Genomic DNA, 17120 nt, shown 5'->3' on the forward strand with positions numbered 1-17120 from the left:
GTAATGCCTATTCTTTTGTAAACCAAACCCGCTTGTTATCAAGATAAGCGGGTTTTTTATTTACCTGCTTCAATTTCTCTTAATTAGACGAAAAATTTACACTTCTTTAAAATTCAAATAAAATACAAAAAATAACAAAAAAAGTATAAGATATTGAATTAAAAACATAAAATCATATAAAATAAATTATCCTTGCTCCCTTGACCTTCCCCTAATGGTAAAGCCTAAGCTTTATCCTATACCATATTTAAGAGGGGAATTCTGATGAACACAAAGACTACGTTGTCCTCTGCCAATCGGCTGAGTTTACCTGTTGAAGGCATGACATGTGCATCATGTGTTGGTCGTGTCGAACGTGCCTTAAAAGCCGTACCGCAAATACAAGATGCTGTTGTCAATCTTGCCACTGAACGTGCTGATATAACATTTACAACGACTCCCGATCCTACCGTTGCTGTTAATGCTATTGAAAAGTCAGGGTATAAAGTACCCGAAGAGATCACTGAACTGGCAATTGAAGAAATGACCTGTGCATCTTGCGTTGGTCGTGTAGAAAAAGCATTAGCTCAAGTACCTGGTGTATTAGAAGCCACGGTAAACCTTGCAACTGAACGTGCCCGTGTGCGCCATTTATCAGGTTTGGTCTCAATTACCGATTTAGAAGCTGCCGTTGTACATGCAGGTTATAAACCACGTCGTTTATCTGATGATCCAGCAAATACACGAGATCTGGGTGAAGAGCGTCGTGAAAAAGAGGAACGTTCATTACGTCGTGCATTACTTATCGCCACGATATTCACATTACCTGTTTTTGTTATTGAAATGGGATCGCACTTTATCCCTGGTGTACATAGTTGGGTTACTCAAACACTGGGGCAGCAACTAAACTGGTATATTCAATTTATCCTCGCCACTATTGTGATGTTTGGTCCTGGATTACGCTTTTTCCAAAAAGGAATACCTGCGTTATTACGCGGTGCTCCAGATATGAACTCATTAGTGTCTGTTGGTACAGCCGCCGCTTATGGCTATTCGGTGGTATCAACCTTTATTCCTCAAGTCTTACCTGCGGGCACAGCAAATATCTATTTTGAAGCAGCGGTGGTGATTGTCACCTTGATCTTGTTAGGAAGAATGCTTGAAGCCAAAGCGAAAGGAAATACATCCCAAGCAATTAAACGTTTGGTGGGTCTGCAAGCCAAAACAGCGCGAGTTTCTCGTCAAGGTGAGACATTAGAAATTCCTCTCGATCACGTTGTGATAGGAGATATCGTTTTTGTTCGTCCTGGTGAGAAAATACCAGTTGATGGCGAAATTGTTGACGGTCACTCTTACGTTGATGAAAGTATGATAACAGGCGAACCTGTCCCTGTATCAAAAGAGATTGGCTCTGATGTTGTTGGTGGAACTATCAACAAAACAGGTGCTTTTAGTTTTAAAGTCACCAAAGTTGGTTCCAATACCGTATTAGCACAAATCATTCGCTTAGTAGAAGAGGCTCAAGGCTCTAAACTCCCTATTCAGGCACTTGTTGATAAAGTCACCATGTGGTTTGTACCTGCGGTAATGTTAGGTGCAACGATCACCTTCTTTATTTGGTTAGCTTTTGGTCCAGAGCCAGCATTAACCTTTGCGCTTATTAATGCTGTTGCCGTATTAATTATTGCCTGCCCATGTGCAATGGGATTGGCAACACCAACATCTATTATGGTGGGTACAGGGCGAGCTGCAGAATTAGGTATTCTTTTCCGTAAAGGTGAAGCCTTACAAGCCTTACGTGATGTCAATGTTGTAGCACTTGATAAAACTGGCACCTTAACAAAAGGTCGCCCTGAATTAACCGATTTAATTCCAGCAGAAGGTTTTGAATATAACGAAGTTTTAAGCCTTGTCGCTGCTATTGAAACGTATTCGGAACACCCCATTGCAGAAGCGATTGTTAATGCGGCTAAAGAGGCAAAACTCTCGCTCGCTACAGTTGAAAATTTTGAAGCAGTTCCTGGATTTGGGGTTAGTGCAACAGTAGGTGGAAGATCGGTATCTGTTGGTGCTGATCGCTTTATGAAACAACTGGGATTAGATGTTAGCCACTTTATCTCTTCAGCTCAACAACTTGGTGAGCAAGGGAAAAGCCCGCTTTATACAGCTATTGATGGACGTCTTGCTGCAATTATTGCCGTTGCAGATCCAATTAAAGAAACAACACCAGAAGCGATTAACGCCTTACATAGTTTAGGTCTGAAAGTTGCTATGATCACAGGTGATAACGAAGCGACTGCAAAAGCAATAGCTAAACAATTAGGTATTGATGAAATTGCAGCAGAAGTGCTTCCTGATGGAAAAGTTGAAGCCTTAAAACAATTTAGTAATAAAGGTGCCAAAGTTGCTTTTGTTGGTGATGGTATTAATGATGCCCCAGCGCTTGCACAAGCGGATGTTGGATTAGCAATTGGTACAGGAACCGATGTAGCCATTGAAGCTGCTGATGTCGTGTTAATGTCAGGTGATCTGCGTGGTGTCGTTGATGCAATCGCGTTAAGTCAAGCGACTATTCGTAATATCAAACAGAACTTGTTTTGGGCTTTTGCCTATAACGCCTTATTAATTCCAGTCGCAGCTGGCATGCTTTATCCCATTAATGGCATGTTACTTTCACCCATCATTGCAGCTGCAGCAATGGCGCTTTCAAGTGTATTTGTATTGGGTAATGCCTTACGACTAAAACGTTTTCAAGCACCGATAAAAAAACATTAATGCATTGATTTCCTTTATAGCCAGATTCAATAAGAGTCTGGCTCAATAGTATAAAACAGCTACTTTATACTTATAGAGAGTGCTTTATTATCCGATAAGGAGAACATAATGAATATTGGTCAAGCCGCAAAAAAGTCTGGTATTTCAAGCAAAATGATCCGCTATTATGAACAGATTGGCTTAATTCCAAAGGCTATTCGTACTGACTCAGGTTATCGCGATTACACTGATGCAGATGTCGCTTGCTTCCGTTTTATTCGCCATTCTCGAGCCCTTGTTTTTTCAACAGAACAGATATCAACGTTGTTAATTTTATGGAATAACGGAGAACGAGCTAGTGCTGATGTGAAATCTATTGCCCTCTCCCATATTGAAGATCTCAATCGTAAAATTACCGAACTACAACGAATGACAAAAACGTTAGAACATTTAGCGAAAGATTGCCAAGGCGACAATAACCCAGATTGTCCGATTATTGAGGGATTAGTTAAACCGAAGTCAGATCCTGAAAGTAAAGCTACAAAAAGTCATCTTTCCTATCTTCGCTCTTCAATTTAATTTTTTCTATCAACCATAAAAAATCCCGCTTATATAACTAAGCGGGATTTTCTTTGTTCAACGAAAGGTTAGATAACGACTATCATTAACCTAACTGACCATGACAATGCTTAAATTTCTTACCTGATCCACAAGGGCATGGTTCATTACGCCCCACTTTTTTACCTGCGGCAACTTGACCATCTACTGCTGACATTTGAGACTCTTTTGTCACTTCATGGCTTAATTGTTGTTGTTTTGCTAAACGCTCGGCATCTTCACGACGACGACGTTCTAACTCTTCAACTTCTTCAGGTAAACGAACTTGTACTTTGCTTAGTGTGCTGATAACTTCATATTTCAATGATTCCAACATGTTAGCAAACATAGCGAACGATTCACGTTTGTACTCTTGTTTTGGATCTTTTTGTGCATAACCGCGTAAATGGATACCTTGACGTAAATAATCCATTGCTGCCAAGTGCTCTTTCCACAATGAATCCAACGTTTGTAACATCACACCTTTTTCAAAGTTACGCATCATTTCAGCACTAACGATCTCTTCTTTCGCTTTATAGACTTCGATAGATTTTTCTAAAATGCGCTCACGTAATGTTTCTTCGTGTAATTCTGGCTCTTTATCTAACCATTCTTTGATTGGTAAATTTAAATCAAAGTCTTTTTGGAGACATGCTGTTAACCCTTCGATATCCCACATTTCTTCCAGTGATTGAGGTGGAATATAGTTATCAATCATTGATGTGAAGACGTCTTGACGAATGCTATCAATGGTTTCGCTTACGTCCGCCACATCCAGTAATTCATTACGCTGAGTATAGATTGCACGACGTTGGTCATTTGCCACATCATCATATTCAAGCAGTTGCTTACGAATATCAAAGTTACGGTTTTCTACTTTACGTTGTGCATTAGCAATTGCTTTCGTTACCCAAGGATGTTCAATCGCTTCGGTTTCATTCATGCCTAATTTACGCATCATGCCAGACACTTTATCTGAAGCAAAAATACGCATTAAGGAGTCTTCCATAGATAAATAGAAACGCGAAGAACCTTCATCCCCTTGACGACCCGCACGACCACGTAACTGGTTATCAATACGACGAGATTCGTGACGTTCAGTACCAATAATATGTAAACCACCTGATGCTAATACGGCATCATGGCGTTCTTTCCATTTAGCTTTGATTTCTTCAATTTGCTCTTCAGTTGGCTCTTCGAGTTTAGCCACTTCTGTTTGCCAGCTCCCCCCTAACACGATATCGGTACCACGACCAGCCATGTTAGTTGCGATAGTGACGGCTGAAGGTAAACCTGCGTTAGCAATAATATCCGCTTCCATTGCGTGGAATTTCGCATTCAGTACATTATGGTGAACATTCGCTTTAGTCAGCGCTTTAGAAATCTCTTCTGATTTTTCAATGGAAATGGTACCAACAAGAACAGGCTGACCATTTTGAGTCCGTTCACGAATGTCTTCAATAATAGCTGCAAATTTACCTTGCTCATTCATATAGACTAAGTCAGGGAGATCTTTACGTATCATTGGGCGGTTAGTTGGGATAACAATGGTTTCTAAACGATAGATAGAGTTAAATTCAAATGCTTCAGTATCCGCAGTACCTGTCATCCCTGCTAATTTTTCGTATAAACGGAAATAGTTTTGGAATGTGATTGACGCTAATGTCTGGTTCTCATTTTGGATCTTCACACCTTCTTTTGCTTCAACCGCTTGGTGTAAACCATCAGACCAACGACGACCTTGCATTGTACGACCGGTATGTTCGTCAACAATAATCACTTCGCCATCTTTAACAATATAGTCAACGTCTTTGGTAAATAGTGCGTGAGCGCGTAATGCAGCTGTCACATGGTGCATTAACATAATATTAGCAGGTGAGTATAATGACTCCCCTTCTTTCATCATGCCAGCTTCTGCTAATAATCCTTCGATTTTAACCAGACCGCGCTCAGTGATGTTCACTTGACGTGTTTTTTCATCAACAGAGTAGTCGCCTTCACCTTGGAAAGTATCTGAGTCTTCTTTTTCTTGAGGGATCAAGTGAGGGATCACTTTATTCATTTGGATATAAAGCTCAGAACTATCTTCTGCTGGACCTGAAATGATCAGCGGTGTACGCGCTTCATCGATTAAGATTGAGTCAACCTCATCCACTAATGCATAGTGTAATTTACGTTGAACACGCTCTTGAGGGCTAAATGCCATATTGTCACGTAGGTAGTCAAAACCGAATTCATTGTTTGTACCATAAGTGATATCAGCATTATAGGCTTCACGTTTTACTGGTGGCGCCATATTAGGTAAGTTGATACCCACACTTAAACCTAAAAATTCAAACAGAGGACGGTTATTTTCGGCGTCACGCTGTGCAAGATAGTCATTGACAGTAACAACATGAACCCCTTTACCTGATAGCGCGTTTAAGTATGCGGGTAATGTTGCTGTTAATGTTTTACCTTCACCTGTACGCATTTCTGCAATACAGCGCTCATTTAGAACCATACCACCTATTAATTGTACATCGAAGTGGCGCATACCAAAGACACGCTTACTGGCTTCACGCACAGTGGCAAATGCTTCAGGTAAAATATCTTCTTCTTTTTCACCATTTTTTAAACGCTCACGAAATTCATTTGTTTTCGCTTTTAGCTCATCATCTGTCAGCTTTTCAAATTCTGGTTCTAGTTTATTAATTTCAGCAACAACTTTGCGCATACGACGGATTGAACGATCATTACGACTACCAAAAATTTTGGTTACAATTTTACCTAACATAAATCTTTATTCTCATTTATGGCGTGAAACGCCGAAAACAGCCTCTGTATCTATCAATAAACAGAGATAATCATAATCTTATTAGATTAAGTGACTCCATTAAGCTGTTAGGTAAGGCCCTGCGCGGATACCACGGATTTGAGCAAGCCATAATCCGGTATGATAAGAAATGGTATTCTGAACTAAAATATAGCTAGAAAAAGGAAGGCTACTTAGTGCGGATGATGGCGTCTCTGTTAATAATGCATACAGAGTATCGAGCATAACCTCAGCAACATTAGAAACAGGTAACGGTTCATCTTTGGCTTTCACCATCAATTCAGGCGAATTAATGGTGAATGCAAAAGAGAGCTGTTTGATCACATTTTTTACTGCGTGTTGTTGCCAGTAATTAAAGGTGAAGGATGAGGCAGGATTCTGTACACTTTGGCGTAAGAATAAGTTATCAAACGCAATAAGTGCCTGACTTTGACGGTTTTGAGATGAAGGAGTATCAGTTTGCTGCGGATTTTCAGCATGAGCAGACAACAGCGAAGGCATTCCAATACCTGCTGCTACCATCCCTAAAAGCAGATGCGACCAAAAATATCGCCTGCCAAACTGTCGCCAAAAACTTATAATACTCATTAACCTTCGTTGCTCATTAATCTTTATTTTGTGGAGTCAAAATCTATGCGGGATAGTTACCCACAATCATTGGAAAAAATCTTCATTGAACTTGAAGGTTCCAACAAGAGTACATTACAACTTATACAACAGCGCGCAACGATTTTACTAAAATTAAATCGTGCCGTCATGGCTCTTTTACCCGTTCCTTTACGAGATAAGTGCCGTGTTGCCAATTATCGCAATGCTATTTTAATTATTGAAGTTGCAAACGCAAGTTGGTTGACCCGCTTACGTTATGAAATCCCATCATTACTTTCTGCATTGAGACAAGAAATTTTACCATCCTTATCCTCAATAGACATCAAAATAAATCCGTCTTTAGGAATAAAACAAGAAAAAAAATCTTTAATATCATCATTAAAAGAACAACAGCCTACAAAGAGACGTCATTTAAGTTTAGAAAGTGCACAATCATTGAAGTATTTAGCTGAGAAAAGTCCGAAGAGATTAAGAGAGAGATTAGAACGGTTGGCTGCACTTGCCGGAGAGAGTACAAGTACAGCCAAAGATGAACGTTAATTAGAGATAATTAACGTGCTTTCCTTCGCAGGAATTAAGCAAAGACCATTGAGGGTGCTTTGAAGGCTACTGGCATTTGTGCTTCGTCTTCAAATGTAACAAATTCCCACGCAGATTCTTTTGCTAATACAGCTTGGAGCAATTTATTGTTCAGTGCGTGACCTGATTTAAACGCGGTGAACTCACCGATAATGTTATAGCCACACATAAATAAATCACCAATTGCATCCAACATTTTGTGACGAACGAATTCATCTTCAAAACGCAGTCCATCGTCGTTGAGAACACGATAGTCATCAACTACGATTGCACAATCGAAGCTTCCGCCTAAACACAATCCTTTAGATTGCAGATATTCAATATCACGCATAAATCCGAAAGTACGAGCACGGCTAATTTGGCTCATAAAAGATTCAGCGGAGAAATCTAATTTATAACGCTGTGTACTTGCATCAATGGCAGGGTGATTAAAATCGATAGTAAAATCTAATTTAAATCCGTTGTATGGGCGCATTTCTGCCCATTTATCGCCATCTTCTACACGTACTGTTTCTTTGATGCGAATGAATTTCTTCGCGGTACGAAGTTCTTCAATACCGGCATCAAGTAACAAGAAAACAAAAGGTGCTGCACTTCCATCCATAATTGGAATTTCAGGTGCATTCACTTCGATTACGATATTATCAATGCCTAAACCAGCCAGTGCTGCGTTTAAATGCTCAACGGTTGATATACGCACATCGTCTTCGTTTACTAAGCAAGTACATAACATAGTGTCACGAACTGATTTTGCGTCTGCTGGAAAATCCACCGGTGGATTTAAGTCAGTACGACGGTAGATGACCCCAGTGTTTGCTGGCGCCGGACGCATTGTAAGCGTAACTTTTTTACCCGTGTGAAGTCCCACACCAGTTGCTTGTACAATTCGTTTTAATGTCCGTTGTTTGATCATCATTTTATCTCGCAATGTTATCCGTCCTACCAATCATTATACTTATAATTGGCAGGACAGTTTAGCACAAAAAGCGGAGATGCCAATCTTTTTGGCGATTAATCAGCCTGTTTTCTCAGGAACGCAGGGATATCTAAATAATCTGGTTCTTTGTTTGCCTGAGTCGATTGTTCGTTAACAGCTTTTGCAGCAGGCTTACTTTCTTCTACGGCAGAGAAAGAAGACATACTATTTTGCATTTGCTGGTAACGGTTCTCCATTGCGCTTTGCTGATTCTGTTTATTAGTTACCAGCGTAATTTCTGGACGCTTGTCCATACCAATACCTGTTGCAACCACAGTCACACGCAATTCATCATTCATTTCTGGGTCAAGGGAAGTACCGATAACCACAGTCGCGTTATCTGATGCAAATGCACGAATGGTATTACCCACTGTTTCAAATTCATCAAGACGTAAATCAAAGCCAGCTGTGATGTTAACTAACACACCACGTGCACCAGATAAGTCGATATCTTCCAATAATGGACTTGAAATCGCCATTTCTGCAGCTTCTTCAGCACGATCTTCGCCTTTCGCAGCACCTGAGCCCATCATGGCATAGCCCATTTCAGACATCACAGTTCTTACGTCAGCAAAGTCAACGTTCATTAAGCCAGGACGAGTAATTAGCTCAGCGATACCTTGAACTGCGCCTTTTAATACATCATTAGCTGCACCGAACGCATCTAATAATGAAATTCCACGACCAAGTACTTTTAGTAATTTATCATTTGGAATAGTAATTAATGAGTCAACATGTTTTGATAGCTCAGTAATACCTTGTTCCGCAAATGCCATACGCTTTTTGCCTTCAAAATTAAAAGGCTTAGTCACTACAGCAACGGTCAAAATGCCTAATTCTTTAGCCACTTCAGCAACAACAGGCGCAGCACCAGTACCAGTACCACCGCCCATACCTGCCGCGATAAAGACCATATCAGCACCTTCAAGTGCTGCACGTAATCCTTCGCGATCTTCCTCAGCAGCATTACGGCCCACTTCAGGATTTGCACCTGCACCTAAGCCTTTCGTAATGGCATTACCAATTTGAATAGTCTGTCCGACCGCTGTTTTACGTAGCGCTTGAGCATCCGTATTGACTGCAAAGAAATCTACACCTTCAATACGTTCACGAACCATGTGCTCAACCGCATTACCGCCGCCGCCACCAACGCCGATGACTTTGATCACCGCATCGTTGGTTAATTCCATAGGTTCAAACATAATTTCTCTCCGTTTTGTGCCTTCTCAGGGCCGCTTGCTCAAACGGCCTCTTTTTAAATTTGTCTGATTATTAAAACTCTCTTTTTAGCCAACCAGTGAGTTTCTTAAATAACCCACTGACAGCAGAGCGTTTTTCGGTTTCAGTTTCCTCACCAAAGTGAGATTCTTTACCGTAATGCAAAAGCCCAACCGCTGTTGAATAGTAGGGATCCTGCGCATAATCTGTTAGCCCGGTAATATTTAACGGTTTACCGATCCGTACTTGCGTGTGGAAAACACGTTGAGCACATTCAACAAGTCCATCAATCTGTGCAGCACCACCTGTTAGCACGATACCTGCGGCTAAATGATGCTTAATCCCTTGCTGTCGTAACTGTTCTTGAACTTTTAAAATCTCTTCATTAACAAGATTGAGCAGTTCGGTATAACGAGGCTCAATCACCTCAGCAAGCGTTTGTCGTTGCAGACTTCTTGGTGGTCTACCTCCGACACTTGGAACTTCAACATTTTCATCTTTACCAACTAAAGATCCTAATGCACAACCATGGCGAACTTTGATCGCTTCAGCATCATTTGGCGGAGTGCCAAATGCGTAGGCGATATCACTGGTTACAACATTGCCTGCATAAGGAATAACGCGGGTATGTCTTAATGCGCCACCGGTATAAATAGCGATATCCATTGTACCGCCACCAATATCAACAACACACACACCTAATTCACGTTCATCTTCTGTCAATACAGCGAAACTAGAAGCGAGTCCCGCAAAAATCAGTTGATCCACTTTTAATCCACAGCGTTCAACTGCTTTTACAATATTCTTTGCCATATCGTTATGGCAGGTAATTAAATGAACTTTAGCCTGCATACGCACGCCCGATAATCCAACCGGGTTTTTTATCCCTTCTTGATAATCAATGGCATACTCTTGCGGTATAACGTGTAAAACACGGTGTTCATCTTTTACTTTAACGGATTTCGCGGTATGAACCACGCTATCAACATCATCTTGGGTCACTTCTTCTTCTGAAATTGGCACCATACCAATCTCATTTTGGCAACTGATATGCTTACCTGATAACGCCAAATATACTGAGGATATTTGACAGTCAGCCATCAGCTCAGCCTGATCTACCGCCCGTTGCACACATTTTACGACGGATTCGAGATCATTAACGCCACCTTTATCCATGCCCCGAGATGGACAACTTCCCACCCCGATAATATTCACTACACCATCAGGCAGGATCTCACCGACAAGGGTAGCTACTTTGGCCGTACCAATCTCAAGACCAACTACTAATTTTCTGTCCGTCGCTTTGATCATTATTGTTCTGCCTTCGCCTTCATCGTGTCATCTGCCACGTCTTGTTTATTCATTCTCAAGTAATAAAGGAGCCCATCCGACTGCACCACCACTGTCATAACGCAGATCTACGTAATCAACTCGCTTATCTGTTTGTTGTTGCAGTATCGGATACAACTCAATAAAGCGAGCGATCCGTTTTTCGTTATCCTTACGACCTAACTCCAATCGGACATCATTGTCTAAAACTAATTGCCATCCTTGACGGGCAGACATTGACGCTGCTTTTAAATTCAGGTTACTTGCAAGAAGCTGATCTCTCATTGCCATATAACCTGACAACACCATTTTTTCGCTTCCTTGAGGGCCATATAACAAAGGATAATTTCCTTTGGTTTCTAACTGCGTTGGCAGACTGAAAACGCGCCCTTCTTTATCAAGAAAGTAAGTATCATTCCAACGGGTAAAGGGAACATATTCTACCAGATGGATTTTAAGTTCATCAGGCCACTGTTTACGAACAGTGACTTGCCTAATCCATGGCATGCGTTCAATTTTTTGCTGAATGATATTCACATCCTGTGTCATAAATGTGCCCGGTTGCCCTAAAGACAAAATGGCCTGACGCACATCATCATTCGTTGTGTAATGCCGCTCACCCGTTAATACAAGTTTTGAGATGGGCAGACGATTTGCGTCTTTCATCCAGTTAACTACTTGTATTCCACCCCAAACGATGGTGCCAATCACACATAAGAAAAAGATTAATCCTGATAAATAAGTCCCATTACTCGGTCTGCCAGAATGTTGCTTATCTTTGTGCTCTTTTATATTTAGCGCTGCTTGTGACATATTAACCCACTAACTCCTGAGCAACGTTTAAACAAGAGAATCGCCCATCCTTTTGTCCGATATTCCAGCGATTAATACTTTTCCTACATATATATACTTTACGAACACTTTTAGGTTTGATAATTAAATCACTAAATTGTTCAATCTGTTGAGAATTATTTACTTTAAAAGAAGAAATAGCGAATTTTTCTGCATTTTTCTTGCTTTTAAACTGATATTTTTTCTCAACATGGATTTGAGCAAGCGAATTTTCGATCGTTTTTTTCGCTAATATTGTGTCATTTTCCTCATAACACCCCATCATTACAGCTATTTTATTAACTATTTCACCATATATGATGTTCACTTGCTCAAACATCTGTCTTAATCCTCGCTGAAAGATGGCTGTAATTTCGTCTCGGCCAAGCGACGCGCTATTTTACCAATATTTCCAGCACCTTGAACTAAAACAAGATCATTATCTGTTAATACACCTGCTAATATTGATGAAATATTATCCACATCAGAAACCCAGATAGGATCTAGCTTCCCACGTTGACGAATTGTTCGACAAAGTGAGCGACTATCAGCACCTGCAATAGGTGCTTCCCCAGCAGAATAAACATCTGTTAATAATAAAATATCAACCTGATTGAGAACAGTGGCAAAGTCTTCATATAAATCACGAGTACGTGTATAGCGATGAGGTTGGAAAATCATCACTAATCGTTTATCTGGCCATCCTGCTCTCGCCGCTTTTATCGTTGCATCAACTTCTGTTGGATGATGACCATAATCATCCACTAGCATCACTTCACCTTCTTGACCATTAACATGCTCAAGACCGTAGTAACCTAAGAAATCGAAACGACGTCCAGTACCTTGGAAGTTAAGTAATGCGGCTAAAATATGTTCGTCAGCAATACCTTCTTCTGTGGCGACAGCAACCGCAGCTGTCGCATTCAATGCGTTATGGCGACCAGGTGCATTTAATACAACTTGTAAATCTGGCATACCTTCACGAGATATAGTGAAAAAACCCTGAGCACCTTTTTGTTCATAATGCGTAATACGAACATCAGCATCTTCACTAAAGCCATAAGTCGTAATATAACGCCCCACTTTAGGGATAATCGAACGAATAACATCGTCATCCAGACACATCACCGCACGACCATAGAAGGGTAAATTGTGCAAAAAGGTAATAAACGTCTCTTTTAGATTGTCAAAATTACCGTGATATGTGTCCATATGGTCTGCTTCAATATTCGTAACAACAGCAACCATTGGTTGTAAATGTAAAAACGATGCATCGCTTTCATCAGCTTCAGCAATTAAATACCGACTGCAACCTAAGCGAGCATGAGTACCCGCCGATTTAACAAGACCGCCATTAACAAATGTAGGATCTAAACCTGCTTGCGCATAAATATTTGAAATCATCGCTGTTGTTGTCGTCTTGCCATGTGTTCCAGCAATTGCAACACCATGACGATAACGCATCAATTCAGCCAGCATTTCAGCACGACGAATAACGGGAATACGTGCTTCTCTTGCTGCAATAATCTCAGGATTTTCTGCACTAATTGCTGTTGAAACCACAACAACACTTGCGCCACGAATATTTTCAGGGCGATGATTAAAATAGACTGTCGCGCCTAAGGCAACGAGTTGTTGTGTGACTACGTTTGGTGCTAAATCAGAACCACTGATTTGATACCCTTCGTTAGCCAACACTTCGGCAATTCCCCCCATACCCGCACCACCGATGCCGATAAAGTGAATATGCTTAACTTTTCTCATTTCAGGCACAAACGATCTTAATTTTGCCAGTTGTTGTGTATTCACTATTTACTTCTTCACTCTAAGTTAATGGTTACAAGTTACGTTTATTTTTTTGCCACTTCGATTATCACATTTGCTACGCGCTCTGTGGCATCCGTAATCGCAACACTTTTTGCTTTCTCTGCCATTGCTAATAAGGTTTCTCTATCCCAATTTTTCAGGATTTGTGCAATGACTTCTGGCGTTAAATCATTTTGTTCGATAATTCGCGCGGCACCCGCTTTTTCTAGTGGTAGTGCATTCCAATATTGCTGTCTATCTTTGTGCTGAAAAGGAACAAAAATAGCGGGTAATCCCGCTGCGGCAATTTCACTGACTGTTAATGCGCCGGAACGACACACAACAACATCAGCCCATTGGTAAGCTTGCGCTATATCATCAATAAATTCAGTAACTTTATATTCAGATTTAACTGAATTTTTTGCTAATTCATTCTGATAGCGTATTTTTGTATCACTTTCGCCACCTTTTCCTGCTTGATGCCAGATTGTAACATGTTCACCTAATAAACCAGCAACTACGGGTAAGGTATGATTTAATATTCTAGCACCTTGGCTACCACCAATAATCAGTATACGAATAGGCCCCGTTCTCTCTTTTAATCGTACTGACGGTGCTTCAAGTGCTAAGACATCTTCACGAACAGGATTGCCAACAACAGGGGCGTTAGGAAATGCCCCCGGGAAAGCCTGTAATACACGTTTTGCAATTTTTGATAACCAGCGATTAGTTAATCCAGCGATACCATTTTGCTCATGCAAAATAACGGGGATCCCGCACATCCAAGCTGCTACACCACCAGGACCTGAAACGTATCCTCCCATGCCAAGTACTGCATCTGGCTGATAGCGTTTCATAATAGCTCGTGCTTGAAAAATCGCTTTAATGATACGAATAGGTGCAGCGATTAATGCTTTAATACCTTTACCACGTAAGCCTGAAATACGAATAAATTCAATTTCGATACCGTGCTTAGGGACTAAATCAGCTTCCATTCTATCCGCTGTTCCTAACCATCGGATTTCCCAACCTTGAGATTGTAGATAATGAGCAACAGCCAGTCCTGGGAATACATGTCCCCCAGTACCACCGGCCATAACCATTAAACGGCGTCTACGCTCGCTCATTTCGGGCTCCTTACAAACGCCTGAGCTTGTGCTAGACGTGTTTCATAATCAATTCGTAATAACATCACGATGGCGGTTGACATAATAATCAAGCTCGAACCACCGTAACTAATAAGAGGAAGGGTTAAGCCCTTTGTTGGTAACATGCCTGCTGCTGCGCCTACATTGACCAATGATTGGAATGTAAACCAGATCCCGATAGAGCAAGCTAAAAAGCCTGAAAAACGTTGTTCGAGGAGCAGCGCACGTCGCCCAATTTGCATCGCGCGAAAAGCGATGAAGAATACCATTAAAAGCACCAAAACCACACCGATATAACCAAGTTCTTCAGCAAGAATGGAGAAAATAAAGTCGGTATGTGCCTCAGGCAAATATTCTAGTTTTTGTACTGAGTTTCCTAAACCTTGCCCAAGTAAATCGCCACGGCCAAATGCCATAAGAGATTGAGTAAGCTGATAACCACTGCCAAATGGATCTTCCCAAGGTTCTAAGAAAGAAGTAATACGTCGAACACGGTAAGGTTCAACGATAATCAACATAACAACAGCAGCGATGCCTGAACCGATAATGGCTAAGAACTGCCAAATTTTAGCGCCAGCTAAAAATAACAGCGCTAATGTTGTTACGAATAAAACCACAACTGTTCCTAAGTCTGGCTGTAATAACAATAAAATAGCCAGTACTAACATCACACCCATCGGCTTACAGAAACCCCAAAAGTTATTTCTGACCTCTTCAACTTTTCGGACTAGATAGCTCGATAGATAACAAAACAGTGCAAGTTTTGATAATTCAGCTGGCTGGAAATTAAAAGGTCCCACCGCAATCCAGCGTGAAGCCCCATTTACTGAACTCCCAACCACCAATACCACCAGTAAAAGGAGTATTGAACCAAATAACATTAAGCTGCTATAACGTTGCCAAATTGCCATTGGGATACGCATGGTGACTAACGCAAGACAAAATGCGACAACAATATAGATGCCATCACGTTTAGCAAATAAGAAAGGATCTTCTGCAAGACGTTGACCAACAGGCATTGAAGCCGATGTCACCATAATAAAGCCGACAACCGCTAATCCGAAAGTAAACCAGAGCAAAGTGCGATCATACGGCACAAATGCCGTATTCTCAGTTTGATAACTGCCCACTAGCCACTGTTTTAATCTTCGCATTGCGAATATGCTCATCAGCCAAGCTCCCTTGCTAAACGTGCAAATTCATCACCACGCTGCTCAAAACATTTAAACTGATCTAAGCTTGCACATGCAGGAGAGAGCAACACCATATCTCCTGATTTTACAGTAGGCGCTAAGGCGCGTATGGCTTCTTCCATTGTTACGGTTAATAAAGAAACATCTGGTCGCAAATTTGCCAATGCTTGTCCATCTTGTCCAAAACAGTACAGACGAATATTGTCACCGCTGATATAAGGTAATAAAGAAGTGAAATCAGCCGATTTTCCATCACCGCCTAATAAAAGATGGAGTGTGCCTTCAACTTCAAGTCCTCGTAACGCCGCTTCTGTACTTCCCACATTGGTCGCTTTCGAGTCATTTATCCAACGCACATTTTGATGTGAATAAACTAATTGAAAACGGTGAGCAAGACCGTGGTACGTTTTCAATACCTCGGTTGCCGCTTTACGAGAAATTCCCACAGCATCAGCCAGTGCTAATGCAGCTAATGCATTGGTATAATTATGTTGTCCTGCAAGATACATTTCAGCGGTTGAAAGGACTTTTTCACCTTTCACTTTTAAAATGCGATTTATGTTATCAAGCTGATAATCGCCTTGTCCAACACCAAAACTAACACAACGATTATCTTTACCCGCTAAAGGTAATGTTAATGCATCATCTTCGTTATAAACGCAGGTTTTAGCATTATCATAGATACGTAGCTTCGCTTCACGGTATTGTTCTAATCCTAATGGATAGCGATTCATATGATCTTCGCTAATATTTAATACCGTTGCAGCAGCGGCGTGTAAACTATACGTCGTTTCTAATTGAAAACTCGATAATTCTAATACATATAAATCATGAGGCTCAGTTAATAAAGTCAGGGCAGGAACACCTATATTGCCCCCGACGCCAACGCGAATACCATCCGCACTTGCCATCTCACCGACCAGCGTTGTCACAGTGCTTTTACCATTAGAGCCAGTAATCGCAACAATAGGTGCGTTAGCTTCACGGCAAAATAGTTCGATATCACCAATAATTTCAACACCATGACTGACGGCTTCAACAAGCTCTGGCGTCGATAGTGCAATACCAGGGCTTGAGATAATTAAATCAGCATCGTTAAGCCATGCTTGGTGAAAACTACCCGTATGATATTCAACGTCAGCAGGAAGCTTATCTAAGCCTCCTGGTTTTTGGCGTGTATCAATAACCTTAGGTGTAACACCTTGGCGGATAAAAAAGTCAACGCAGGAAAGGCCTGTTATTCCAAGCCCTACAACAACCACTTTTTTTCCTTGATAATTTGCCAT

General features: G+C 41.0%; 14 protein-coding genes. 3 read left to right on the forward strand and 11 right to left on the reverse strand.

The window, feature by feature from the left end:
- The first annotated feature begins 264 nt into the window (after nucleotides 1-264).
- Nucleotides 265-2754 (forward strand): heavy metal translocating P-type ATPase, encoded by a 2490-nt coding sequence (locus SB028_RS14380; protein WP_069367702.1) that lies wholly within the window; start codon nucleotides 265-267, stop codon nucleotides 2752-2754.
- A 108-nt stretch (nucleotides 2755-2862) separates the two neighbouring features.
- Nucleotides 2863-3312 (forward strand): Cu(I)-responsive transcriptional regulator, encoded by a 450-nt coding sequence (cueR, locus tag SB028_RS14385; protein WP_069367701.1) that lies wholly within the window; start codon nucleotides 2863-2865, stop codon nucleotides 3310-3312.
- Nucleotides 3313-3397: 85 nt separating this feature from the next.
- Here cueR and secA read toward each other — a convergent pair whose 3' ends face one another.
- Both secA and secM read right to left on the reverse strand, forming a co-directional pair.
- Nucleotides 3398-6106: a preprotein translocase subunit SecA gene (gene secA, locus SB028_RS14390; RefSeq protein WP_069367700.1), complete on the reverse strand. Its 2709-nt coding sequence runs from the start codon at nucleotides 6104-6106 to the stop codon at nucleotides 3398-3400.
- 99 nt (nucleotides 6107-6205) lie between these two features.
- Nucleotides 6206-6733, reverse strand: coding sequence for a secA translation cis-regulator SecM (gene secM / locus SB028_RS14395; RefSeq protein WP_069367699.1), 528 nt, complete (start codon nucleotides 6731-6733; stop codon nucleotides 6206-6208).
- Nucleotides 6734-6778: 45 nt separating this feature from the next.
- Between secM and SB028_RS14400 the strand changes: the two genes are divergently transcribed.
- A complete protein-coding gene (locus SB028_RS14400; RefSeq protein WP_069367698.1) occupies nucleotides 6779-7294 on the forward strand; it encodes a DUF721 domain-containing protein in 516 nt (171 codons plus the stop codon).
- 34 nt (nucleotides 7295-7328) lie between these two features.
- Here the strand turns inward: SB028_RS14400 and lpxC are convergent, their stop codons facing one another.
- The 9 genes from lpxC to murD form a co-directional block, all read right to left on the reverse strand.
- Entirely contained in the window at nucleotides 7329-8246 is a 918-nt protein-coding gene (gene lpxC / locus SB028_RS14405; protein WP_036913397.1) for a UDP-3-O-acyl-N-acetylglucosamine deacetylase, read from the reverse strand.
- A 98-nt stretch (nucleotides 8247-8344) separates the two neighbouring features.
- Nucleotides 8345-9511 (reverse strand): cell division protein FtsZ, encoded by a 1167-nt coding sequence (ftsZ, locus tag SB028_RS14410; protein ID WP_023581499.1) that lies wholly within the window; start codon nucleotides 9509-9511, stop codon nucleotides 8345-8347.
- A 70-nt stretch (nucleotides 9512-9581) separates the two neighbouring features.
- Nucleotides 9582-10838 (reverse strand): cell division protein FtsA, encoded by a 1257-nt coding sequence (gene ftsA / locus SB028_RS14415; protein WP_006533748.1) that lies wholly within the window; start codon nucleotides 10836-10838, stop codon nucleotides 9582-9584.
- A 45-nt stretch (nucleotides 10839-10883) separates the two neighbouring features.
- Entirely contained in the window at nucleotides 10884-11669 is a 786-nt protein-coding gene (ftsQ, locus tag SB028_RS14420; RefSeq protein ID WP_069367697.1) for a cell division protein FtsQ, read from the reverse strand.
- 1 nt (nucleotide 11670) lies between these two features.
- Nucleotides 11671-12027: a hypothetical protein gene (locus SB028_RS14425; RefSeq protein WP_069367696.1), complete on the reverse strand. Its 357-nt coding sequence runs from the start codon at nucleotides 12025-12027 to the stop codon at nucleotides 11671-11673.
- Between the two features lie 5 nt (nucleotides 12028-12032).
- Nucleotides 12033-13496, reverse strand: coding sequence for a UDP-N-acetylmuramate--L-alanine ligase (gene murC, locus SB028_RS14430; RefSeq protein ID WP_069367695.1), 1464 nt, complete (start codon nucleotides 13494-13496; stop codon nucleotides 12033-12035).
- Nucleotides 13497-13537: 41 nt separating this feature from the next.
- Nucleotides 13538-14620: an undecaprenyldiphospho-muramoylpentapeptide beta-N-acetylglucosaminyltransferase gene (gene murG, locus SB028_RS14435; protein WP_069367694.1), complete on the reverse strand. Its 1083-nt coding sequence runs from the start codon at nucleotides 14618-14620 to the stop codon at nucleotides 13538-13540.
- Nucleotides 14617-15810, reverse strand: coding sequence for a cell division protein FtsW (gene ftsW / locus SB028_RS14440; RefSeq protein WP_069367693.1), 1194 nt, complete (start codon nucleotides 15808-15810; stop codon nucleotides 14617-14619). The genes murG and ftsW overlap by 4 nt, the downstream gene beginning before the upstream one ends.
- Complete coding sequence (gene murD, locus SB028_RS14445; RefSeq protein ID WP_069367692.1) at nucleotides 15810-17120, reverse strand: UDP-N-acetylmuramoyl-L-alanine--D-glutamate ligase; 1311 nt, start codon at nucleotides 17118-17120, stop codon at nucleotides 15810-15812. Before murD ends, ftsW begins: the two co-directional genes overlap by 1 nt.

This window comes from Proteus vulgaris (assembly GCF_033708015.1).
Classification (GTDB): domain Bacteria; phylum Pseudomonadota; class Gammaproteobacteria; order Enterobacterales; family Enterobacteriaceae; genus Proteus.

Coding starts and splice junctions, on each gene's coding strand:
- ftsZ (WP_023581499.1), bottom strand. CDS start 9,511: ATGTTTGAACCTATGGAATTAACCAACGATGCGGTGATCAAAGTCATC.
- secA (WP_069367700.1), bottom strand. CDS start 6,106: ATGTTAGGTAAAATTGTAACCAAAATTTTTGGTAGTCGTAATGATCGT.
- murG (WP_069367694.1), bottom strand. CDS start 14,620: ATGAGCGAGCGTAGACGCCGTTTAATGGTTATGGCCGGTGGTACTGGG.
- murD (WP_069367692.1), bottom strand. CDS start 17,120: ATGGCAAATTATCAAGGAAAAAAAGTGGTTGTTGTAGGGCTTGGAATA.
- cueR (WP_069367701.1), top strand. CDS start 2,863: ATGAATATTGGTCAAGCCGCAAAAAAGTCTGGTATTTCAAGCAAAATG.
- ftsA (WP_006533748.1), bottom strand. CDS start 10,838: ATGATCAAAGCGACGGACAGAAAATTAGTAGTTGGTCTTGAGATTGGT.
- SB028_RS14380 (WP_069367702.1), top strand. CDS start 265: ATGAACACAAAGACTACGTTGTCCTCTGCCAATCGGCTGAGTTTACCT.
- lpxC (WP_036913397.1), bottom strand. CDS start 8,246: ATGATCAAACAACGGACATTAAAACGAATTGTACAAGCAACTGGTGTG.
- ftsQ (WP_069367697.1), bottom strand. CDS start 11,669: ATGTCACAAGCAGCGCTAAATATAAAAGAGCACAAAGATAAGCAACAT.
- ftsW (WP_069367693.1), bottom strand. CDS start 15,810: ATGAGCATATTCGCAATGCGAAGATTAAAACAGTGGCTAGTGGGCAGT.
- SB028_RS14400 (WP_069367698.1), top strand. CDS start 6,779: ATGCGGGATAGTTACCCACAATCATTGGAAAAAATCTTCATTGAACTT.
- secM (WP_069367699.1), bottom strand. CDS start 6,733: ATGAGTATTATAAGTTTTTGGCGACAGTTTGGCAGGCGATATTTTTGG.
- SB028_RS14425 (WP_069367696.1), bottom strand. CDS start 12,027: ATGTTTGAGCAAGTGAACATCATATATGGTGAAATAGTTAATAAAATA.